The organism is Halorientalis marina (assembly GCF_023028345.1).
GTDB classification, from domain to species: domain Archaea; phylum Halobacteriota; class Halobacteria; order Halobacteriales; family Haloarculaceae; genus Halorientalis; species Halorientalis marina.
Window position 1 is genome coordinate 1672810 of record NZ_CP095487.1, and the last position, 21582, is coordinate 1694391.

At 58.7% G+C, this 21582-nt stretch carries 18 protein-coding genes and 1 pseudogene; 9 read left to right on the top strand and 10 right to left on the bottom strand.

The features are described 5' to 3' along the window. Window positions 1-314 precede the first annotated feature (314 nt). Both MUG96_RS08445 and MUG96_RS08450 read right to left on the bottom strand, forming a co-directional pair. Window positions 315-580 (bottom strand): annotated as a pseudogene (locus tag MUG96_RS08445) (IS6 family transposase); the annotation flags it as partial. A gap of 119 nt (window positions 581-699) precedes the next feature. Then, a complete protein-coding gene (locus MUG96_RS08450; RefSeq protein ID WP_246988319.1) occupies window positions 700-2655 on the bottom strand; it encodes a PGF-CTERM sorting domain-containing protein in 1956 nt (651 codons plus the stop codon). Between the two features lie 171 nt (window positions 2656-2826). Here MUG96_RS08450 and MUG96_RS08455 point away from each other — a divergent pair, with 171 nt between their 5' ends. The 5 genes from MUG96_RS08455 to MUG96_RS08475 all read left to right on the top strand — a co-directional run bounded on the left by MUG96_RS08455 (window position 2827) and on the right by MUG96_RS08475 (window position 8655). After that, window positions 2827-3966: a hypothetical protein gene (locus MUG96_RS08455; protein ID WP_246988321.1), complete on the top strand. Its 1140-nt coding sequence runs from the start codon at window positions 2827-2829 to the stop codon at window positions 3964-3966. A 64-nt stretch (window positions 3967-4030) separates the two neighbouring features. After that, a complete protein-coding gene (locus MUG96_RS08460; protein WP_246988324.1) occupies window positions 4031-4306 on the top strand; it encodes a DUF8044 family membrane protein in 276 nt (91 codons plus the stop codon). Next, on the top strand, window positions 4306-5382 hold the full coding sequence (locus tag MUG96_RS08465; protein ID WP_246988326.1) for a DUF4350 domain-containing protein: 1077 nt from the start codon (window positions 4306-4308) through the stop codon (window positions 5380-5382). The genes MUG96_RS08460 and MUG96_RS08465 overlap by 1 nt, the downstream gene beginning before the upstream one ends. Before the next feature lie 61 nt (window positions 5383-5443). Next, complete coding sequence (locus MUG96_RS08470) at window positions 5444-6547, top strand: AAA family ATPase (protein ID WP_246988652.1); 1104 nt, start codon at window positions 5444-5446, stop codon at window positions 6545-6547. A 101-nt stretch (window positions 6548-6648) separates the two neighbouring features. After that, on the top strand, window positions 6649-8655 hold the full coding sequence (locus tag MUG96_RS08475; protein WP_246988329.1) for a hypothetical protein: 2007 nt from the start codon (window positions 6649-6651) through the stop codon (window positions 8653-8655). 52 nt (window positions 8656-8707) lie between these two features. On the opposite strand, the gene MUG96_RS08480 is transcribed toward MUG96_RS08475, so the two are convergent. The 3 genes from MUG96_RS08480 to MUG96_RS08490 are packed head-to-tail and all read right to left on the bottom strand — an operon-like array spanning window position 8708 to window position 11618. Then, on the bottom strand, window positions 8708-9595 hold the full coding sequence (locus MUG96_RS08480) for a DUF7982 domain-containing protein (protein WP_246988331.1): 888 nt from the start codon (window positions 9593-9595) through the stop codon (window positions 8708-8710). After that, the gene (locus MUG96_RS08485) at window positions 9592-10182 is read right to left on the bottom strand and encodes a DUF8163 family membrane protein (RefSeq protein ID WP_246988333.1); all 591 of its coding nucleotides are present in this window, start codon (window positions 10180-10182) and stop codon (window positions 9592-9594) included. Before MUG96_RS08485 ends, MUG96_RS08480 begins: the two co-directional genes overlap by 4 nt. Continuing rightward, on the bottom strand, window positions 10179-11618 hold the full coding sequence (locus MUG96_RS08490; RefSeq protein ID WP_246988335.1) for a DUF58 domain-containing protein: 1440 nt from the start codon (window positions 11616-11618) through the stop codon (window positions 10179-10181). Before MUG96_RS08490 ends, MUG96_RS08485 begins: the two co-directional genes overlap by 4 nt. Window positions 11619-12513: 895 nt before the next feature. On the opposite strand from MUG96_RS08490, the gene tnpA reads away from it, so the two are divergent. Together tnpA and MUG96_RS08500 are read left to right on the top strand one after the other, a co-directional pair. Next, window positions 12514-12903: an IS200/IS605 family transposase gene (gene tnpA, locus MUG96_RS08495; RefSeq protein ID WP_246988338.1), complete on the top strand. Its 390-nt coding sequence runs from the start codon at window positions 12514-12516 to the stop codon at window positions 12901-12903. Between the two features lie 2 nt (window positions 12904-12905). Then, the gene (locus MUG96_RS08500) at window positions 12906-14072 is read left to right on the top strand and encodes an RNA-guided endonuclease InsQ/TnpB family protein (RefSeq protein ID WP_246988340.1); all 1167 of its coding nucleotides are present in this window, start codon (window positions 12906-12908) and stop codon (window positions 14070-14072) included. 189 nt (window positions 14073-14261) lie between these two features. On the opposite strand, the gene MUG96_RS08505 is transcribed toward MUG96_RS08500, so the two are convergent. After that, window positions 14262-15380, bottom strand: a complete 1119-nt coding sequence (locus MUG96_RS08505; protein ID WP_246988341.1) for a transposase — start codon at window positions 15378-15380, stop codon at window positions 14262-14264. A gap of 69 nt (window positions 15381-15449) precedes the next feature. On the opposite strand from MUG96_RS08505, the gene MUG96_RS08510 reads away from it, so the two are divergent. Beyond that, the gene (locus MUG96_RS08510) at window positions 15450-15695 is read left to right on the top strand and encodes a DUF1616 domain-containing protein (RefSeq protein WP_246988342.1); all 246 of its coding nucleotides are present in this window, start codon (window positions 15450-15452) and stop codon (window positions 15693-15695) included. A 156-nt stretch (window positions 15696-15851) separates the two neighbouring features. On the opposite strand, the gene MUG96_RS08515 is transcribed toward MUG96_RS08510, so the two are convergent. From MUG96_RS08515 to MUG96_RS24250, 4 genes are all read right to left on the bottom strand, one after another. After that, the gene (locus MUG96_RS08515) at window positions 15852-16418 is read right to left on the bottom strand and encodes a metal-dependent hydrolase (RefSeq protein ID WP_246988343.1); all 567 of its coding nucleotides are present in this window, start codon (window positions 16416-16418) and stop codon (window positions 15852-15854) included. A gap of 115 nt (window positions 16419-16533) precedes the next feature. After that, entirely contained in the window at window positions 16534-17805 is a 1272-nt protein-coding gene (locus MUG96_RS08520) for an RNA-guided endonuclease InsQ/TnpB family protein (RefSeq protein ID WP_373222095.1), read from the bottom strand. Between the two features lie 136 nt (window positions 17806-17941). Continuing rightward, window positions 17942-19537, bottom strand: coding sequence for a transposase (locus MUG96_RS08525; protein WP_246988345.1), 1596 nt, complete (start codon window positions 19535-19537; stop codon window positions 17942-17944). Window positions 19538-19666: 129 nt separating this feature from the next. After that, the gene (locus tag MUG96_RS24250; protein WP_373222096.1) at window positions 19667-19879 is read right to left on the bottom strand and encodes a helix-turn-helix domain-containing protein; all 213 of its coding nucleotides are present in this window, start codon (window positions 19877-19879) and stop codon (window positions 19667-19669) included. Window positions 19880-20261: 382 nt separating this feature from the next. On the opposite strand from MUG96_RS24250, the gene MUG96_RS08530 reads away from it, so the two are divergent. Further along, window positions 20262-21503 carry a glycosyltransferase family 2 protein gene (locus MUG96_RS08530; RefSeq protein ID WP_246988346.1) on the top strand — a complete coding sequence of 414 codons (1242 nt, stop codon included), beginning with the start codon at window positions 20262-20264 and terminating at the stop codon, window positions 21501-21503. Window positions 21504-21582 lie beyond the last annotated feature (79 nt).

The window sequence follows — 21582 nt, forward strand, 5'->3', positions numbered from 1 at the left end:
TTCGAATCCCTTCTGTGCGCGTCTCGCTCGCGTCACAATGTGACGCTCGCTGTAATGCTCCGACAGGGATTTGAACCCTGGTCATTGCCGTGAGAGGCCAACCCAACCTGGAACTACGAGGTAGGAGATCGGTGGGAGTTGATCCCCATCTCCTGCCTCTAGAGGCCTGCCCGACTCGGAACGATACGACCAATGTCGGGCGTTTTTGTTCCCTTTCGCTCCGGGTTTTTACCTGCTTCAGTATCATCTATACTGGCCAATGCATAAAAAACACCCAGTCCATTGTCTGTTCGGCAACTTGGACTCAAATGATTCAATTGGTTCTCGTAAACTGCGACCCGCGACGGGGAGACCGTCGGCGGGTCGCTCTGGACTTCAGTGAGTGTATTCATCTAGTTCCAGACAGTGTCGCGGGAGCGACAACACCTAGCAGGTCTAAGATAGCGATCGCCTCCCTGATCGATAGCCCCGGTGTGAGGCACACCTCAAACCGCCGGACGGATATTGGAGTGCGCTCGTTCTTCTAAAAGTCTTGGCTGTCCTCGTCTAACGTCTCACTGCGGCGGTCTTCGAGTTGTATAAGCACTTCTTGCTTCTCAAATTCGCTTAAGCAGATGGTGTCAAGGCGGCGAAAAAAGTTCGTATTTTAGCAGAGCTGTATCCACTGAAGTCGGGAATCTTGGTCCCGTGGACGCGTGACTACTGTTTGCGCCGTCTGACGAGACCGACCGTTAACAGAGCCACAACGGCTACGAGGACTCCGAAACCAGGCCCACTTGTCGTGGTCGTAGTGTCTGTCGTTTCACCGGTGTCTGTCGGTGTTTCGCCGCCTTCAGGTGGCTCCGTCGTTGTAGTAACAGGGCCAGTAGGTTGTGTCGTCATATCTTCTGTAGTTCCTGGCTGTGTCGTAGGTTGGACTGTCGTTGGCGGTTGCGTTGTCGTCTGTTCTCCCTGCTCCGTAACGACAACAGTCGTACTGAGCTCGTCAGAGAGAGTCACATTGTAGGTGCCCGGTTCTGTGAACGTCCGATTGAACCGGATTGACACGGCGCTCTCGGCAGGGACAGTCACTGACTCGCGTTTGATGAGTTGCCCGTTCACTTGCCACCTGGCGACGAACAAGTCGTCCACCTCGGCGAGGTTCGTAACTTGAGCCGTGAACTGCACCTGTTCACCGACGGTAGCCTGCTGAGGATTCGCGGAGAGTTGGAAATCGAATTCGGCCGGGCCGGCGACGCCGCCGCCACCGCCGCCACCGCCGCCACCGCCGCCACCGCCGCCACCACCGCCGCCGCCGCCACCACCACCGCCACCGCCGCCACCGCCGCCGGTGGAGCTAACGGAGATCGTTCCAGTTCGTGTGGCCATCCGCGTATCATCGTTCTCGTCTTTCGCAATGTAGACATACCGGTACGTCCCCGTCGGGAATTCACCGAAGCTACCGCCTGTCGGGACGTTAATTGAACTGGGGTTGTCAGCTGTTACCGCCTCGACTGACGCGTACAGCGTTTGCGAGCCTTCGTCATTGATTACTGTCGGACTCGTCGTCGAGAGGTCCGATGCCAAGAAGTCGATCATGCTGGCAGGACTGATACCCTTGTCGATGGACCCATCGGAAATGTCCACACCGGCGATGGTTATTCCATCGGGAACGTCTGCAACGCCCCTGATCTCTTGGACGCTGTGGTGTAATTCGGCGTCGTTCTGGAAGTCGAAGTTCTCACCGAGTGAGCCGTCCTCAATCAGGAAGCGGAAGGTCGCACTGGTGAATGTGCTCTCCTCATAGAGCGCGACGACGTGTGTGACGTCGGTTGAGCTACCGAGAGTCGTGTCGCTTACGGAGAACGACGCGTCGTTGCCCTGAACGACACTCGATGGCGCGCTCACGCTCGGTGAGCCAGTTTGGACGGTTAGCCCGGTCATTCCCAGAACGGTAATTTCACCGTTTGCCTGGAAATCTCCGTTACTATCGACCTCGATCCCATCAGTACCGTCTTCTCTGATTACGGTGAAATACACGTAGTGCCCGGCTTGGCTGGGACTGTCACTGAATTCGAGTTCGTCAGCATCACCGTCACCTGACACGTCGGTGAGCGAGTAGTCCGTGTTGCCAGCGCTGCCGTCAAGAATCATCTTGAATTCGGCATTCGCGTTCCCCTCTGACTCGGTCAGGAGGTTACCAGCTTCTTGGAACGTATCCGGGAGTCCGGAGTCGCTCCCGGACCCGGTTATCCGCGCACGGACCACTTCGATATTGTTCTGGCCATTCAGATCGCTCGGTGCGTTGGCCCTGTCCGCGTCGAAGTCGAAATTGATCGTGTCTCCGGGGTTGAATACCCCGAGCGGGTTTCGCTGACTTCCCCGTGTGAAGACGAGCGATTTTTCGCCCAGTCCTTCAACTTCACCACTTACCTGGGGGGGTTCTATCTGGGTTGCGGCGTCAGTGTTATCACTCCGAAGTGGGTACGCCACTCGTTTCCAAACGTGGACACTGTCCGTGTCTGTCGACGGATCAAACGTATCAATCCCACTCGGCCCAGGACCACCGCTCCCACTGGTTGGGGTCGCCAGTCCGGGTGTTGCGGCCATGCCGACGACTGCGAAACAGGCCACCAGTACAACGAGGATTCTATTCAGGTACGACTCCTTTTTCATCAGTTGTCTGTATCATTAAATGCTTCCTTCTTAGTTCTTCTGACTGACAGCATCGAATTACTAGTTGAGGCTGATAGGTTCCAACCGTTATTAGGAACCGACTTCGAGGCCACCATCCCTCCTCGTTCTGTATGTAAACTGTTTTACGAACGCCTGCTGTGGCTTTACCGTATGAAAAGCTGGGTCCGTGTGTCGGCGGTCGTGAGTGTCGCCGTGCTCGTTTTTTTGGCCGCAGGACAGCCGGTCGCTGGACAGTCGGAGGAATATGATATTTCGGTCGATGGAAGTATCGATACACCGGATAGAGAGATTACCTTTGAGGGGGATTCATACCATGTCTCGGCTGTCAAACAAGCCGATTCAGGCGATACAGCTACCGTTAATGTCGAAGCGCCCTCTGACCGACTTGTCAAAGTGCTCCTCTACAATTCGGATCGCCAGATAGTGGAACAAAAGACGCTTTCTGAGGCCGGGTCGGGTTCTGTCTCGTTTGACCTGTCGAGTATATCGACCGGTTCATACATGTTTGTGGTCCAGCATTCGGGTGAGACACAAGCCGTCCATCCATTAGTAATCCGGGCATACGATGTCTCCATGACAGCACCGAGCGAGGCCACGACCGACGAAACGATCGAACTCTCGGCAACACTTACCCAGCTTCAGTCGGAATCGATGAGCGGGGTCGAGTTCGTCATCCTGAATGACGCCCAGACACTGCGCGTCGACGCCACCGGCGACGGTGACTCGTATCAAGCGACGGCCGATCTCAGTTCGTTAGACGCGGGAACGTATTCCGTCTACGCAACTGTTCGTGGAACCGAAGAGGTCGAAGGCAACAAAGTTCGACTTGGTCTCAGTCAACCACAGTCGCTGACGATCAGCGAGGAATCGACCACCACAAGTGATGGAAGCAGCGGTGGGAATAGTGGAAGTGATGGCAGTGGCGGTAGTGGGAGCAGTGATGGCGGCGGTGCAGTCGCGCCGAGCACGGAAACGCCGACCGAAATACCAACCACCGTATCCGGAACGAACACCACTGCCACGGGCCAGCAGCAAACCTCGCCGGACACGACGGCAGCGAGTGATTCGGCACAGACACCAGACACTGCGACGCCGACCGCCTCGGGACAGGAGATGACGACAACCTCGGCTGGAACCACGACAACCGAGAGCAACGCCATCACGCCACGGTCCCCGACGAGTGTCGCGTCGTCGACCACAACCACGACTGGCCCCGGCTTCGGGGCAGGGCTGGCCAGCATAGCCGCCCTCGTCGGTGCTGTCAGTCTCGCCCGTCGCCAGCGCCGATAACCGCGATCCAGTGGTCGTCCACAATCTCGAAAGGTTAAGGGACGGCCGTCGAGTCTCATCGTCTATGGTCACGAGACGGCGCCAGCGGTTCATCCATGCCCAGCTCGCCTGGATGCTCGCTGCCGTCCTGGTGCTGAGCCTGCTCAGCTCGCTCACGCTGGAACTCTTTTTCGTCGTCTCACTGATCGGATTCCTCGTCATCGTCGAACTCACGGCGCCGTTCAATATCACGCCAGCATGGCGCCGCCGTCTCAAATGGCTCATCGCCATCGGTCTCGTCGTCTTCGGGGCGATCGTAATCAGACGTATTCTCGCTATCCTCCCGCCGGGTGTTCTGTGATGACCTCGGATTCGCTCGTCGATAACCACGGACGCGTACTGGTCTACGCGCTCGCAATCATGCTTGCTCTGACACTCGTCTTTGCGGCGAGTACGTCGGGGACGGCCTTCGGCGCGTACAACGCCCGCTGGGACGGGTCCGCGACGCTTCGGACGGTCGCCGACCAGCAGGATACCGACGTCCGCATCGCCCGCAACACGACCACCTACCAGTCGATGGGTGCCAACGGGACTATCGCGTTCATACTGGCTCCGACGACACCCTACTCTGACCGAGACGTGACTCGACTCCGCACGTTCGCTCAGCGCGGCGGAACGCTCGTCGTCGCAGACGACCCAGTATCAACGGGGGCCGATAGCCGCCTGCTCGCCGCGCTCGGAGTCTCGGCCCGAATCGACAATGCGACACTCCGTGACGAACAGCACAATTACCGGTCGCCAGCGATGCCCGTCGCACAGAACGTCACCAATCACACCTTCACCCGCGGCGTCGAGTCGCTCACGCTGAACTACGGAACGGCAGTTCGCCCCGGAAACGGGACAGTACTCGTCAGGACCTCGGAATTTGGCTATTTGGACCGCGACGGCAGCGCATCGATAACGGGTAATGAGACGTTAGCCCGGTATCCGGTAGTGACGGCCGAGTCACTCGGCAACGGAACCGTCGTAACGGTGTCCGACCCCAGCGTCTTTATCAACGCGATGCTGGAGCGCCCGGGCAACAGGCAGTTCGCTCGGACCCTGCTGACGACTCATCAGCGCCTACTCCTCGATTACTCACATGGAGGGACGGTTCCACCACTGGTGGCCGCATTGCTGACGGTTCGCCAATCGCCATTGCTTCAGGTCTCGCTGGGGCTGAGTGGACTCCTGCTCATCGTTGGCTGGCGCCGGAACGCATTCGCGCGACTGCCGGACGGCGTCGATTCGATTCAAACGTCAGAGCGGGCGGCACGAACCGAAATCGAGGTTGATGCCGACGACATCGTCGCGCATCTCAGACGCGAACACCCGGACTGGGACGACGACCGGATCCGGCGCATCGCCGACTCGGCTCTGCGAGACAGGCAAAAATAAAAAATCGGCCCGAAGCGGCGAGGAAAGCTGTTTTAATCCCGTCGCTCATACCCGCTATCCAATGAGCGAGCCGGCGTCGGTCCACGAGACGATTCAGGATGAGGTTGGGGACGTTCTGATCGGCAACGACGACGCGATCGAACAGTTGACGATCGCACTGTTGACTCGGGGACACGTACTGATGGAAGGCGTCCCGGGTGTCGCAAAAACGACGATTGCACGTCTGTTCGCCCAGGCGACGGGCCTGGCGTATAGCCGTATCCAGATGACGCCCGATACGCTTCCGGCCGACATTACCGGTACGACCGTCTATCGCGAGCAGACCGGGGAGTTCGAGGTCCAGAAAGGGCCCGTCTTCGCGAATGTCGTCGTCGCCGACGAGATCAACCGTGCGACGCCGAAAACCCAGTCAGCGCTACTGGAGGCAATGCAAGAAGAGACGGTCACCATCGAGGGCGAAACGCACGACCTCCCGACGCCGTTCATCGTCGTTGCAACACAGAACCCCATCGAGATGGAGGGAACCTTCGAACTGCCCGAGGCACAGCGGGATCGTTTCCAGTTCAAGATCGATATCGACCTGCTCGACCGCGACGATGAAACGGAACTCATCGATCAATTTAACACCACACCGGAATTGGGACCGGACGACGTCGAGAGTGTCGTTGACCCCGAGGATTTGCTCGCAGCTCGTGAGACGGTCACCGACCAGTACGTCGCCGATGAAGTGCGAGACTATTTGCTTAATATCGCAGCGGAAACACGAGGACGCAGCGAAATCGAACACGGAGCGTCACACCGTGCCGTGATCATGCTGTTGAATGCGAGCAAGGCACGCGCGGCGATTCACGGCCGGGATTACGTGATTCCTGACGACATCAAAGCGCTTACCAAGCCACTGCTTATCCACCGGCTCGTCCTTTCGACGGACGCGTCGCTGAGCGACATTGACGCCGAGGACGTCCTTGAGGACATCCTAGACTCGGTCGTGCCGCCCAGTGCTGAGGCGGTCGCCGATGTTGACTCCGAGACTGACTCGTCGGCAGCAATCAGCGATGGCGGAGCGACCGACGACAACGCTGGTAACGACACAGCAGTTGAGACCGGCGAGGCCGCTGAGGCAGGCGAGACGACAGACACGGACGGCATGGACGACAACCAGTGACGACCCGTTTCACCGCGACGGTGCGTATCACCCTCTTCGTTGCAATGCTCGCACTGGTTGGTGGGTGCATTGCCGGAACAGCTGCCGGCACAGGGCCGTCAATGCCCGCCGACGCGTGGAACGATTTCGAGAGCGTACAGGTTGACCAGGAGCGCAACAACAGCACCGTCCGCCACGTCGATCCGTCGACGGTTAATGAGGACGGGAACGTGAGCGGCGTGCGAGTATGGCTCGGCGACCAGATCGCACAACGCTTCGAACAGAGCAGTCTTCAGGTGAGTCAAGGCCAGTACGAACAGGCCGACAAGGCGGTGAACGACGATCTCCAGTCACTGCTGGGCCAATACGTCGATGTCGCAGGCGAGACGGATGGCTCCACTGGGCAAGACGGAACATCGGGGACGGATGGATCGGGTGGACAGAGCGACACCTCACCGACAGAGGCACTACGCAATGCGAGCGAGCAACAGCAACGGTTCGTGAACGCGACACGGCGGTACAACCGGACGTATCAGCGCTACGTCCAAGCGCGCGAAAACGGCAACGGACAGCGCGCCCGCCGTATCGCTCGCCAGCTAAACCGACTTGCACAGAACGTCAGTACTGTCAGCCGCAACGTGACGCGGAGTTATGGACGCGTCGCTGCCGTTACCGGCACGAACCTGACGCAAGCGAACCGCTCTGTCGAGCGCGCGGTGTCGAACGTTACGGACCGACAGCGGCGCGTCCGGAACATGTCCTTCTCAGCGACGCGGCTGACCATACAGGAACCGACAGAGCCGGTTTCGTTCGCGTCGCCGCTAGCACTTCGTGGCCGACTCGTTACACGAAACGGGAGTGCTGTCTCGAACCGGACGATCAGACTCGTTGTCGGCAGACAACAACTCCGCGCCACGACGACAACTGAGGGGACATTCACCATCCCGTATCGCCCCACCCTCGTCCAGACCGCACGCGGCTCCCTGCGTGTCACGTATCGCCCCCGACTGACAGCGCCATATCTCGGTTCACAAACGTCGATTCCCGTGGACGTGCAGCCGACCGATCCGACCGTGACCGTCAGTACCGATCAGGAACGCCTCCAGTATCGGGATCAGGTTACCATCAGGGGGCGGGTAACCGCTGCGAACGTATCTGTTCCAAACCTGCCGCTAGAAATCCGGCTGGGCTCGCAACGACTCGGGACCGTTACCACCATCGGGAGCGGGCAGTTTTCGCTCACCGAGCGGGTCCCAGCAAGGGTCTCGGATGGCAGTCAGCAGGTTACTTCCCGCGTCGCTGTCCAGGGGCGGGCGATCAGCGTGGCAACGGCCGAGACCACCGTCACCGTCGCGGAACAGCCAACGGCGTTATCGCTCTCAGTGAGCCGAGACTCGGCTGTGACTGCGACCGGAACGTTAACTACGGCAGCTGGGCGTCCGATTCCAAATCAACAGATTGCGATTGTCGTTAATGGTACACACGTCGGCACGGCACAGACGAACGCCCAGGGCGTGTACACGACGACCGTCAAGCTTCCCGAAAATATCCAATCAGCATCACCCGTTGACATTACAGCTCGACTCGAAACTGAGGGATCAAACCTGGCGCCAGCCACTGAAACGACGACCCTCGCGCTGACCGGTAACGGTTCCCTGCCAATCGTACTCGTCGCTGCTGCACTACTCGGCTCACTCGCAGTCGGTGCCGCTGGACTCTGGATTCGGCGGCGAGACATGTCGACGGGCGAGTCGGTTCCCAAAACGACTGATGAACCTGTCTTGGCTGAGGATGCCGCTGACGCCGATGGCGACACCCAGAGCTTACAGTTACGCGGACAGGCGCGTGCCGCACTCGACACAGGCGACGTCCGAACCGCGGTCGAACTCGCGTACGCGGCCGTTCGCAACGAATTCGACGACCAGACCAACACGGCTGCGACACACTGGGAATTCTATCACGACCTCGGCGACGACCTACCGGACGAGCAACGGGACCAGTTGCGTGAGTTGACCAGCTGGTACGAAGCCGCTGTCTTCGCTGACGCCGTCGACGCCGAAACAGGTGAGCGCGTCCTTGAGACCGTCGACGATCTCGTCTGGGAATCGGTGCCGGCCGAAATATCGTAGCGCTTACCGACACTTCAAGGCGAAAACCTCGCGATTCAGCGCGGCAAGAATGTCAATCGTCGGTTCGGATATCCCAGCGCACCGTGATGAGATATTCGAACCGGTCATCACCGGCAGCTACATCGACCGAGACGGGCTGATGTCGGGCGCGTGCGACACCCACGGCGAGAAACGAGACCACGGGATGATCGAACCGGGTACAGTCGCCGTACACGGCCGAATCGAGCGCAACTGTCAGCTGATCGGTCGATGTATCCACCTCGGCAGCGTCGACGAGTTCGAACTGTTCGATCAGCGCATCGATCAACTGGTCGCCCAACTGGTCCGGGTCGTCGGCAATGGGTCCCGACAGCGCCTGCTCGAACTCCTCGAAGAGGCCCTGTCCAGCCGGATGGACCGCAAGGCCGCGAGCCCGACTATCCTCGGTGACAACGAACGGCGCCTCCAGTGCGGCCGATTCGGGCACTTCGTAGGCCGCCGATTGAGGGACGAACAAACGTACCGGCCCGGCCTCATCATCAAGCGGGACGTAAATACGTTCGTCGGACAGGCCAAGATCAGCGGTAATAGCCTCGAAACTGTCAGCAAACGCATTGTAGAGCTGCGTGCCAACGGACGCGGCGACGAATCGCTCGGGCGTCAGATAGTAGAGCAACACGGCGCCGAACAGGCCGATGCTTCCGATAGCGATGAGTACCGTCCTGACGGCTGGGAACAGTCCAGCACCAGCGAGTGCCAGCACGCCGAGGCCGACCAAGGCGAGTGCCGACCGGCGATACTGCGTCTGCCGGGCACGGGCGTACTCCGTCCGCAATCGCTCGGTCTCGGTTTCGAGCAGAGCGATCCGTGCCCGGAGTCGCTCCTTCTCCGTCGTGTCGTCGCCGACTTCTGCTGGTGATCTCTCGGTACCGTCCGTTTCGTCGTGTTTTTCCGTGCTCATGTATCTGTTTCCGCAAGCAACCCCAGTTGCAGTAGTTCGTAGCGATGCAGCCCGTAGCTGGCGAGTGCCGTCGTCACGGCGAGTCCGAGTGCGACCTGCCACAGCGTCGCGTCTGAGCGGAGTGCGGCCAGCGTTCCGCCCCCCATCAGGAGTGCCAGCACGACGAACACGCCCAGCGTCCAACGGTAGCCGTGTTCGTGAACGACTTCCGCGAACAACAGCATCGCGAGGCCGGCCTCAACGCCGACGCCGGTAAGCAGGCCCGGCCATCCGGGCAGTAACAAGAGGACGCCCAGCTGTGCGACCACGAACGCGTTGACTGGCGCGAACAGCCAGAGACTCACGCCGACCATGCCGATGACGCCCCCACCGAGGCCAGAAACCACGAACAGTACAAGCGGACACACAGCCGCGACGCCGAACGCGGAAGGTGAGAGCGCCTGGAGCCGGGCGACTGTTTCAGTCTGGAGCCACGGGACCGCAGCGAGGCGTTCGGTCGTTTCCGTTGACTCCTGACTCGCATCGTGCCTACCCACAGTTCCTGTCTCGGCAGGACGCTGGTCCGCACTCATTGGGTCGTCACTCATGCGCGCTCCCTCCGTTCGGCGCGGTCGTCAAGGATCGCTGCAATACGGTCGCCAGGCCCGACCTCGAAGGCGCTGACACGCGAGAGGCGATCGAGACGCTGGCGGAACGACTCGAAGTCACGATATTGGTCGTAGGCCGTATCGAGATCGGCCAACCCGTCCGACCCGAACAAGACCGAAGGGGTCAGAAACACCATGACGTAATTCCCGTCTTGTTGGGCCAGCGTTGCTGCCTCAAGGACTTCCGCCCGGTTCGTGTCGTCCGTGAATAGCATCGTCCAGACGGCCCCGCCCTCGGGACGAATACGCGACTGAACGGTCCCGAACAGCGGGTCCTCACGGATACGTTCGACATACTGTTCGGTCGTCTGGAAAAACGGTGCGACCGTACGGGCGAACTGAGTGTCAGCATCGGCAAGACGACTTGCACTCCGCGCGGCATCCCGCGGTGACCGGGTCATCACGGACTGTCTGGTCCGGCCGTCCGTGGCATCAACAGCAGCTAGGTGGTCCCGGAGGCGCTCGTAATGGTCGGCGGTAGCACCGGGTTGCGCGGCCGTCGTGACGCCTGCATCACCAACGGTGTAGAGCCCAGCCGGATCGTTCGCCTCGCTGGCACGGGCGAGGACTGCGAGGGCAACCTCCCGAGCGTAGGCGAGTTTCGTCTCGCCTGCGGGCCCGCTACTCATTGGCGCGCGGTGGTCGACCACGAGTGCGACAGTGCGGTCGGTCTCGGTCTCGAACTCTCGTACGTACGGCTCATCAAGCCGTGCCGTTGCCTTCCAGTCAATGCGACTCGCCGCATCACCTGGTTCGTAGGTCCGGAGTTCCGCCGGTTCGAGTCCGGAGCCGAGTTGACCACTCTCGTGTTCGCCAAACCCCGTCGCGAGCTGCTCGCCACCCCGGCCGACGTGAACGTTCCGGGGTGCACGCGGTGCCGTCGCCAGCGTCACCGTCGGCCCGGACGTGACGGTTTCGCTGAACCGGCCATGGGCGTCGGTGAGCGTGACTGTCGGTGACTCGAACGTATGTCGGCCCGCGACCGGTGATTCGACCGCGACTGTGGTCGTTGCCTCGGTCCTGCCGGGCGCGAGATCGACTGCCGTCTGTTCGGTCTCGGGGATCCTGATACCGGCTGGTGGCGACAACCGGGCAGTAAGTGCGGGCGTGGCCGGAGATGTCCGGTCTCGTTCGGCGGTGAGCGTCACCTGTGCTGACTCCTCGACGGGCACGCGACGCGGGGCGACCGTCTGGCCAATGTTGAGATCTGTTTTGGTTTGCTGGAACGACCAGACGACGTCGAACTGCGCGGCAAGCACAAACGCGCCGATCAGCGCCGCGCCCACCAGCAAGAGCGGACGCTGAAAAAGCACCGCCCCGCCGGCCAGCAGTGTGCCGGCGAGAACAGTTTGCCAGAATCGGCGCGTCGGGTCCATGGCGTAGGTCCGGCACAGCGGCCCATTCAACCTGTTGGTACGAGACTACCGTCTTGGAAATACCGTCACGGGGACTCCTTGACCACCGAGGGCGTTAGAAACAATCCGACGGGTAGATTCCCTGTTGGAATCGCCTGGCGAGCTTCAGGCGAACGAAATCACGATGTTCGTGGGCGGTGTAACCAGTTTTGGGCCTGCTGAATCAATACAGGACGAGTCCATCGTTTGTGGTATACGATGCACGATCTGACTCTGCAACTTCTTGGTTCGTTATGGGTTCCCACTCAACGACTCTCCCGTCAGCCGCCACCATGACAACCCACATATGATCGCCATTGCTGATAATACCAGCATCAACACCCGACCGCAGCAGTAGGGAGAGTAGTTGTAGCGAAAATCCGTTACAGTCGTACTCTTGATAGCGATACGGTGCGTCGATCAACTGGTTTAGGACACGCGCCATCATCGTCGCCTGCTCGCCGTCCTCGGGTAACAGGTACCGGTCTTGTTGGAACCGCCAGTGAAACATATCGTCTAAACCAAATCGGTCATCTAACCGGTCAACTACCCAACTGCATGGTTTTGATCGGGCGGGTAGTCGGTGGCGGTCCGTGTCCGTCGGGCCACTGCCGGGTTGCTGTGACCGACTCGCTCCTGCCATTCCAGCGAGCCCCTGCATGAATGAACGTCGAAACATGGAATTTGTGAGTGGGCAGTCTCTCCGTGGGTCAACCGTGGTCATCCTCAGCTATTGTTACGATGGCTATATTCCGGACTGCCAGTCAGTAGGCAGCCTATATCCGGGTTACAACTCCGAAACTCTCGACGCTCGTAGCCACGGCTGGGGTTGGATACTTCATAATATCATTAGGTGAATGGTTTCTATATACTGACGATGCCTCGTGGGTTCGACAGGGAACGTACCACCGTCCACAAACTCCAGTACCACTTCATCTGGTGCCCGAAGTACCGCAAATCGGTGCTTGACGGCGAGGTACGCGACCGTCTCGAAGAACTCATCGAGGAGAAAGCCGACGAACTCGGGTTAGAGATACTGGAGTTAGCGATTCGTCCTGACCACGTCCACTTGTTCATCACGGGCGACCCGCCGCTCGCCCCAAACAAGATCATGCAACAGGTCAAGGGCTACTCCTCGCGCCACCTCCGCGACGAGTTCGACTTCGGCCTGCCGTCGCTGTGCACACGCTCGTACTTCGTCTCAAGTGCGGGCGACGTATCCAGTGAGGTCATCGAGGAATACATCGACGCCCAAGCAGGTGAATAACGATGCAACGGACCGTCTCGACCACGGTGCGGGTCAAACTCCACTCGCTGACTAACAGGAAAGCCGATCTGCTCGCCCGTGAGTACAAGGCATTCCAGACCGCGGTTCACGGCGGAGACGCCAACCTCTACTCCGCGACCGACCAGCAGGCGTCGAAAGTCCAGCGACAGAAAGACCCGAACCACGACACCGAACAACCCGTCGTCCTTCGCAACGACGTGTTCGACACGGCTCACGACGAAGATACCGTTCTCTCGTCGTGGTGGGTGAAAGTCCCCGTCTACGACCCCGAGCGGGGACGGGGCAACTCCATCTGGTGTCCCGCCTACGTCCCGCACAAGGACGAACAACTCGTCCATGAGGGCAACGTTCGGGACAGCGAACTGGTGCGCCGTGACGGTGACTGGTACGTCCACCTCGTCGTCAAACGGTCTGTGACCGTTGCCGACGAGTATGACGACGTGCTGGCGATCGACATGGGCGCACGATGGGCCGCCACCTGCGCGTTCCTCTCCGACCGCAACACCACCTTCTACGGGGAGGAAGTCCGTCGTATCCGCGAACACTACAAGCAGTTGCGAAAGTCCATCGGGAAGGCGAAACCCCGACAGGGGCAGCAGGTGGTGGAACGTATCGGTGACGCTGAAGCACGGAAGGTGGACGACCGTCTCCACAAGATTGCTCGCCAGATTGTGGCGGACGCTGAGAAGCGAAACGCGGTCATCGTCGTGGGCGACCTCGGTGGGATTCGCAAAGACAACGACAAAGGGCGGTACGTCAACGACAAGACCCACAAGATGCCGTTCGCCCGCCTGCTCAACTACATCGAGTACAAAGCCCACGACGCAGGCATCGACGTGCAGTTGGTCGAAGAATACGACACGTCGCAGACATGCAACTGCTGTGCCTGCGAGGGCATCCGTGAGACGCAGGGACGCTTCGAGTGTCCCGAGTGTGGACTGGACGACAATGCGGACAAGAACGGTGCGTTGAATATTGGCAAACGAGCCTTGGGCAAGTTCTCGAAACCGCTGTCCGAGGCGGGGGCTGTACTGGCACAGCCCGAAACGCAGGTCATCGTCCACCGTGACGAGGAACCTGCGAACCTCTCCGTATCCGTGGGCTCAACCCCCAGTGGGGGAACCCCACGGCGTTACAGTAGTTGCTGATTCGACCGCGAGAGCTGTTGGAGAGGCGTCGTGTCTTCAGGCTCATTCACGATCGACGTTATCGTCCGAGGAGAGCGGTTGCTGACTGCCGGCCAAGAACCTCCGACGAGGATTGTTCTGGCAGTCTCGCCAGTAGCCAGCGGCGTCCTGCCTCGGGCAGACGACCCGAGTCAGCCGCCGAGTGACACGCTATCCGTCCGGAATTGGGCCGAGAAACTGCCGGAACAGGGCGGTCGGGAGGACGGGAGTGCTCCCGACCGCCCGATCCGATGTGAGTAGCAGGTTCGTCACCACCCACAGATTGTAGAGTGCCACGGCAAACAGAAAGTAGAATAGCCGAACAGAGAACGTCGGTGACGACGTTCTCGGGAGAAACTCCGTGACCTTTCGATAGGATGTTTCGATGCCCCACCGACGGCGGTAGGCTTCTGCCAGCGGTTGAGCGAGGTCACGCGTGACCTCGCGGTTGGTGACCAGGCAGAAGTGATCGTCCGCACGGGAGCGATGCGGAACGACGACGAGCCGGACTGTCGTCCGGCCCGTCGGTGGGTTCGACCGCGCCATCTCGTACTCTGTGACGAATGTGTCGTCGTCGTGGTCGGTGATGAACCGCTGTATTTTCCGTGTCTGTGGCGCACGCATCACAAATTCGACGCCCAGTTCCTCGAGCGTCAACGCGAGATGGACGCGGTAGAAACCGCGATCAAGGTAGACGCGATTGATCTCGACGTACTCCCGCGCCTGGGAGACGAGTTGGCGGAGTGCGTCCGCCAACTCGTCGGTATCATCGCCGTCCAGCGCTACCCAGCCAAGCGTGAATCGGACGCTCGGATCGACAATACAGATGGTGGCGAATTTGTAGGCACAGTCGGTTCCCTGGTCGGGATCAGTCCGTGAAACGTGCGGTGTCTCTGTGTCGCCGTAGTACAGCCAGTCGTGAACGTCGATCGCAACGTCGACGGGACGTGTGAACAGGCGGTTGCGGGCTGCTTCGGCGAGGACAGCATCGCGGACGCGGTCGAACTGATCGTCGACCGCGTCCGCGTCAAGTCCACGAAGATGATACAGCAGCGCTCTTGCTAGTGGATTCCGTGACTCGGCTCCAACATCTACATCGTCACCACGAGCGAGTTGGTAGGCTTTCGCGCCAGCGTTGGCAAACTCGTTGTCGAAGGCAATCCGAGCGAGGACTCGCTGGAAGTCCTCGCTCGGATAGGTGCCGTTGTCCGCAACATCGAACTCAAGCTCCGGCAACAGCAGTGACGACGCCGCTCGACTCACCTGTTTTGCCTCGCTTGTCTCGACCATATCGAGACAACGACCGCGACGACAATCGCTTCTCTCCCACTTCAGCAACTACTGGTTAGCCGTGGGAGGATGTCAGAGCGGGTGCAAGTTCAGAACAACTCGACGACAGTGCTCGAATCCCAGCGTCTACGGCGGTCCGGGACGACGCTCGCACACACCGATTCTTGTCAGCGCGAGTATGCGGTCCAGCCGACGATGCCCGGCCAACGGCTCCGGCTTGCATTTCTCCTCTATCGCGGCTCAGTGCCGGCTGCACCGTCCGTGGAGAACGCGTATCGGGAGATACACCTGTGGATCAACGTGACTGATAGTTGATCCGCTACAGGACGATGGCCGTGGAAGGAAATTATTTCCTACTACAATGTACAGGGAGCATCGTACGTTCTTTAATTACTCTTCGGGGAATTCAGCTAGCTCGCAGTGAACGGTGAGGTTTGTCAATGGCCTCTCGGTCTGGCTGAGGTTAGGAGCTCAACTGTCCAGACGATCTCGAACACTACGCTGAACGGCTCCAATCCCAAGAGTTCCTGATTTAACCCACACAACTATCGCGACCACGAACAACCCGAATTGAAATGATACGTACGGGTCCAGAGTAAACGCCAGGAAATGTTGCGCGAAGGAACTGTCGTTCGAGTACGGAGGTGCAGCCAGCAGCGGCCATAGCAGGTATGTCGTCCATTGTATCTGTCCCCACTGACCCTGTAACAACCCGATTACCACATCTGGACCGAGATCTACCAAGTTATGCGACACGATTCCGACACCCAGCGTAACAGCAACCTCTTCGCGCTGGATACGGCGAGTGATCCAGTAGGTGACTGCCACAACAGCCAGCGCCGTGAATAAGGAGTGCATTAATGACCGGCCGGACGGCAACACTGCGAACGTCCACGCCAGCGGCTTGTCGACGAGATCAGGCAGTTGGCTACCGAGCACGACAGAGATCAATGGCCACCATCGTTGCTCATCCCCGCGCAACCGCACGATTGCGACGTATGACAGATACGCGACGGCTAAGTGCCCCCACGGCCACATTCCCGTTTCTTTCTAACCAAGGGTTGTGACCCTTTTGTCTGACGCGTACCCAGATGACCCCCTCTGCGGCCTGACGCTCGTGACATCCGGTCACCGGGACGTGAACTACCCCTGCCTACTCACCCGCTACCGCGGGTTCCTTGAGGCAGGGGCTTCCTGTTTCGACGACGCGACTTGCAGACACCTCTCGGAAGTCATCAGTATCCACAGCGGTCGCAGTCTCCGCAGGCGTTGTCGCTTCGGAGTGAACCACTCCTAGCTTTTCCAGACCACGCTCCCAGACGTTCAACGCGGCGTTGTAATCACGGTCGGTTTCAAACCCGCAACTCGGACAGCTGTGCTCTCGCACCCACAGCGGTTTCTCGGTGTTCACACCACACTGATTGCATTCTTTCGTCGTATCTTCCGGACCAACTTCCACGACGTGACACCCACGCTTTCGACCGTGGTGTTCGAGGATGGTGATGAAGTCTCGCCACCCAACTTCGTGGGTGTTCCGCCCGTTCCGCTTACCTTCCAGCATCCCTTTCACATTCAGGTCTTCCACGAACACGGCGTCGTACTCGCTGGTGTAGAACGCCGCAAGTTTGTGCTTGAAGTCCAGTTTCTTCTGCCGCATCCGCTTGTGGACTTCAGCCACTGTCCGGCGCTGACTTTCCCAGTTGTTCGACCGGTGTTCTTTCCGGGAGAGAGTCCGTTGCTCCCACTCCAAGCGCTCACGGTCGTCGGATAGGTCGAGGCGGCTGATCTGCCGTCCATCGGAATCGTGGATGTACGTGAGGATGCCCAGGTCGATCCCGACAGTATCATCGGTGTCTATCTCTGCTGGATCGGGTTTCTCGGGGGCTTTCTGTTCGACGTTGAGACAGGCGTACCACGCACCAGTCCGGTCTTTCTTCACCGTGACGTGTTTCACGTCAGTGTCGTCTGGGAGCGGTCGGTGAAGTCGGATAGGAACGTCGATGTTATCACCGTTCACTTTCTTGAGCGTCAGCGTTCCACGTCCGTTGGGGCCACTCTTCTCATCGAGTTCGAAACCACGCTGGCGATACGTGAAACTCCGGTACTCGTCGGGACTCTTCCAGTTCAACGATCCGACAGAGTAGCCGTTCTCTTTCAGTTTGCCGAGATTTTCGATGTTGGTGGCGATCTGCTCGACGGCTTGCTGAAGCACTGTCGAGTAGACGTTGTTGAGGTCGGTCCACCAGTCTTTCAGATCCGGAATCTCGTCACGGACCTTCGTGACGCGCTGTTTCACCGTGCCTGCCGTTTCGGGAATCCGGTTGTAGCGGTGCAGACTGTGGTACCCTGTTGCACGTTCAAAATTAATTCGCCAGAGGGCACAGTTGAGCCTGAATCTGGCCCAGCGGTGATGAGTCGGCCACATATGTTACGCACAATCTGATAGATACGCCTGAATAACCCAACTATCTACCCCAACCAGTCAGTATTCAATCACGAATACGAGCCGCCTGAGAGCGATGCCTCTCAGGCGGCGCTATCTGGCCGGTTGCCCGGACCAGTCAAATGAGTCGGCTTGGAGATCGTATCAGTCCTGGCTTGTCGTAGCGTTTTGCGGTCAGTGACGCTGCAACCAGTGCGACTGCCGACAGAACGACGTGTGTCTCCACGTTGGCTTCCTTGCGTGCGCGGACGCGGTCAAGACCGGTGAACGACTTCAATCGAGAGAACACCCGCTCGACACCTGCCCGCAGGTGTCGATGCATTCGCTCTTTGATCGCCTGGAAGATGTACGTCTCCTCGACGCTCCCAGCCTCAACACCGTAGTCCGAGAGTAGCTGCTGTGGAAGTTCTTCCAGTGCTTCGTACGGACTGTCGAACTCATCCTCGCGTTCCTTGAATAGCTCCTTGATGTCGTCTCTGATCTGCTTCAGAGACGACGATCTGCGTGGATTGATCGCTGTCAAAAGCGGACAGTCAAGCTCCTCTTGACAGAACTCGCGGTTGTCTTGGCTGTCGAAGCCAGCATCGGCCAGTGCGGCCTGAAGATCGTCGGTGCCATACCGTTCCTCGAAGTCCTCGATCAGCGGTTCAAACGCCGCAGTATCGTTCCGCTTGCCGGTCTCCATCGTGATGGCGACCGGCAACTCACTCGCGGCATCAACGACGAGAAACACCTTGTACCCGTAGAACGAACCTTCGTGTTTGCCCCAGCTTGCACCTTCAACGTCGCCGTTTTCGATTTCTTCGCGCGTATTCGCCCAGGCGGCGATATGCGTGCCGTCGATCACGATGAATTCACCAGCATGCTCGTGATCGGCGAGCAACTCGCCACACATCGACTGTAGGCAATTACGGAGTTCCTCCGGTTGGAGATCGTCGAAGGCCCGCCAGAGGGATGTCCCGTCGGGGACATCCTCTGGCTCTGTGTACTCCAGCGCCTCACGGAACGAGTGGTTGCGCCGGAGACGGCGTTCGAGGGCGTCGAACGAGTCGCCCTCGAACTGCCGCAATACGAGTGCAGCAGCCCGTTCCGGTGGGATGGACTGGATTTGTGAGACTGCTACCGAAAGGAACGTCGCAACGAGTTCGTCGCGGTAGAGGTAGCCGTCTTCAGCCGGATTGTCTGGCGTGATATCGGTCGGCTGGTCGGTTTCCCGCTGGGTCAGCTGGTCGTCCCGTCGGGACGGCCAGCTGTGGACATAGACCGTGGTATCTCGCCGGTCAGCGGCGTGGACTTCGTCTTGTTCGGCGAGTTTCTGGAGTGGCCGGTAGCAGCGGCGACCAAGCAAGTCGTTTGCTTCGGGGGTAGTGAGCCCGGACGGACGGGTGAATGCGAGGTGTTTGAGGGTGGCTTTGGTGGTTTCTTTGCGGTGGAAGACGGCGATGCCGTCATCCACCTCGGGACGCCAGAAGCCGTCGTGAGTAGAGCGGTGGCCGACAACGTGCTTGCTGGCGACGTATTCGCTGTTGTGGTTCAGGGAGGTGTAGAACGTGTCCTGTGAGGCGAGTTGGGTGATGTACCACGCCGGCACGTCGGTGCCGGCGCGGAGTTCACCCTTGGATGCGACCTCACCGTGTTCTCGGAGGTACTTACGAACGGTGCGTTTATATTCTGAGCTGGACTTGTTCTGGCCGTCGGATCCTTTGGTTGCCATACCATCGATCCGACTTCCTATCTAGTGAAAGTGACTATTCTAACCGTTAGTGATGGTTATCCGACAAGTCTGAATTTACTTCGAAACCGTGCAACGGGCTATGGTATACTTATTTAGCCCGTTGCATGTTCAATTCAAGTCGGGTTTGAGCGGACATATTCGATCGTCAATGATGGGATCCGTACATCGATACCGGCAAAATTGAGGGTCTTTCGCACTATGAATCGAACACGTGTAATAGGCTATGTGGTTATAGAGTTGCCGCACGGTATCACGCACCCAGTCCAGTTGCTCCCGCTGATCCCCGTCAGGAAACAACCGGTATTTATGGGTGTAATCCATGCGCCGTACCTTGATTATTCACCTGTAGCAAGTTAAATGTAAGGCATCCTTGCAGGGCGATTCATCTCCGCCCTACTGCGCTACTGGGCCTTCGGCCTGCGTTGCTCCTTGAGGACGGAGGCTTCTCGCCCAACTGCGAACCCTCATTCTTTTGATAGCTGTAGCAAATATAGTTGTACCTAATGATCTCTTTAACAGAAATAAGTAAGTGCCTAGAGTTGAATAGACAGTATGACCCAATGGAAAGCGGTGTGGGAAACCCGAAAACCAGACGAAGTTTGTTGGACCAATCAACTGGATTCAATCCAGATGTTATAGAGGGGCTAAATAATCACTTAGTTTTCAAAAACTCCTCCAGCACAAACAATATTCACATTAACTAATGTCGACAGATGAGTCTCTAGGTCAACCTGAACGGGCAGAGTCGATCGAGACGGACCACCCATCAACCCAGCAACATCCCTCATCAGACCTGTTACTGGATGCTGATAGTGATCAGCAGCCAGTCTTGAGCGTGGTGATGCCGACACTCAACGAACAAGAAGGAATCGGAGAGTGCATTCTGCGTGTTCAACGCGCCGTCATGGAGTTGGGGCTCCCAACTGAAGTCATTATCAGCGACAGCTCGACGGACCGAACGCCGGAGATTGCCCGAGAAATGGGCGCAATCGTCGTCGAACCTGATAAACCAGGCTATGGATACGCGTACCGCTACGGGTTCGAGCACGTGCGGGGCAAATACATTGTCATGGGCGATGCTGACACGACATACGACTTCGAGCAGATTCCGCGGCTGCTTGACCCGATTCTCGAAGACAGGGCAGATATCGTCATGGGTAGTCGGCTCGATGGGGAGATCAAGCCTGGCGCAATGCCTATGTTGCATAAGTATATCGGAAACCCGTTGCTGACGAAGTTCCTCAATACATTCTACGATGCCGGCGTGTCAGACGCTCACAGTGGCTTTCGGGTGTTCACGCGGGACGCCTTGGACCGGATGGATCTCGAAAGTGACGGCATGGAGTTCGCCAGCGAAATGGTCATGGACGCTGGCGCACGCGGGTTGCGCATTGAGGAAGTTCCCATCGTGTATCACGAGCGCGAGGGCGAAGAGACACTGGATAGTTTCCGCGACGGGTGGCGTCACGTTCGGTTCATGCTGTTGAACGCACCCGGCTATCTCTTCAGCGTGCCCGGTATCGCATTTGGACTCATCGGATTACTGTTTACTGGCTTGTCAATATTCGACATCTCGATCGCCGGCGCGTCGTTCGGCGTCCGAACGATGATCGCTGGCAGCTTGCTGATGCTCGTTGGATTCCAAGTTGCCAGCTTCGGGCTGTTCTCAACAGTCGCGAGTGATCCTATCCGTCAGCAGTCAGATCCACTCACAAGTATGATAATTAATCGCGTCACACTCGAACGCGGCGCAGCAGCTGGCCTCACGCTGATTGGCATCGGTGTGGGATACACGGCCCTACGGCTGAGTCGCTGGCTCACCCACGGCTATACCTCCCTATCGTCGTTTGGTCCAGACGTGCTCGGACTAACAGTCGTGGTACTCGGTATCCAGTTCTTTTTTATGACGTTCTTTTTGAGCGCGATTGCCAACTCAAATAATTGACACTATCATGGCGGTAAATCCAGCTAAAGCGTGAGGGTACCTTCGCTGGAGGTGTGGTTTTCCCCACCCACTTGTGGTC

Bases quoted from the DNA above. Each gene is read 5' to 3' on its own strand.
- MUG96_RS08450 (WP_246988319.1), bottom strand. From the start codon at position 2,655: ATGAAAAAGGAGTCGTACCTGAATAGAATCCTCGTTGTACTGGTGGCC.
- MUG96_RS08455 (WP_246988321.1), top strand. From the start codon at position 2,827: ATGAAAAGCTGGGTCCGTGTGTCGGCGGTCGTGAGTGTCGCCGTGCTC.
- MUG96_RS08460 (WP_246988324.1), top strand. From the start codon at position 4,031: ATGGTCACGAGACGGCGCCAGCGGTTCATCCATGCCCAGCTCGCCTGG.
- MUG96_RS08465 (WP_246988326.1), top strand. From the start codon at position 4,306: ATGACCTCGGATTCGCTCGTCGATAACCACGGACGCGTACTGGTCTAC.
- MUG96_RS08470 (WP_246988652.1), top strand. From the start codon at position 5,444: ATGAGCGAGCCGGCGTCGGTCCACGAGACGATTCAGGATGAGGTTGGG.
- MUG96_RS08475 (WP_246988329.1), top strand. From the start codon at position 6,649: ATGCCCGCCGACGCGTGGAACGATTTCGAGAGCGTACAGGTTGACCAG.
- MUG96_RS08480 (WP_246988331.1), bottom strand. From the start codon at position 9,595: ATGAGCACGGAAAAACACGACGAAACGGACGGTACCGAGAGATCACCA.
- MUG96_RS08485 (WP_246988333.1), bottom strand. From the start codon at position 10,182: ATGAGTGACGACCCAATGAGTGCGGACCAGCGTCCTGCCGAGACAGGA.
- MUG96_RS08490 (WP_246988335.1), bottom strand. From the start codon at position 11,618: ATGGACCCGACGCGCCGATTCTGGCAAACTGTTCTCGCCGGCACACTG.
- tnpA (WP_246988338.1), top strand. From the start codon at position 12,514: ATGCCTCGTGGGTTCGACAGGGAACGTACCACCGTCCACAAACTCCAG.
- MUG96_RS08500 (WP_246988340.1), top strand. From the start codon at position 12,906: ATGCAACGGACCGTCTCGACCACGGTGCGGGTCAAACTCCACTCGCTG.
- MUG96_RS08505 (WP_246988341.1), bottom strand. From the start codon at position 15,380: ATGGTCGAGACAAGCGAGGCAAAACAGGTGAGTCGAGCGGCGTCGTCA.
- MUG96_RS08510 (WP_246988342.1), top strand. From the start codon at position 15,450: ATGTCAGAGCGGGTGCAAGTTCAGAACAACTCGACGACAGTGCTCGAA.
- MUG96_RS08515 (WP_246988343.1), bottom strand. From the start codon at position 16,418: ATGTGGCCGTGGGGGCACTTAGCCGTCGCGTATCTGTCATACGTCGCA.
- MUG96_RS08520 (WP_373222095.1), bottom strand. From the start codon at position 17,805: ATGTGGCCGACTCATCACCGCTGGGCCAGATTCAGGCTCAACTGTGCC.
- MUG96_RS08525 (WP_246988345.1), bottom strand. From the start codon at position 19,537: ATGGCAACCAAAGGATCCGACGGCCAGAACAAGTCCAGCTCAGAATAT.
- MUG96_RS24250 (WP_373222096.1), bottom strand. From the start codon at position 19,879: ATGGATTACACCCATAAATACCGGTTGTTTCCTGACGGGGATCAGCGG.
- MUG96_RS08530 (WP_246988346.1), top strand. From the start codon at position 20,262: ATGTCGACAGATGAGTCTCTAGGTCAACCTGAACGGGCAGAGTCGATC.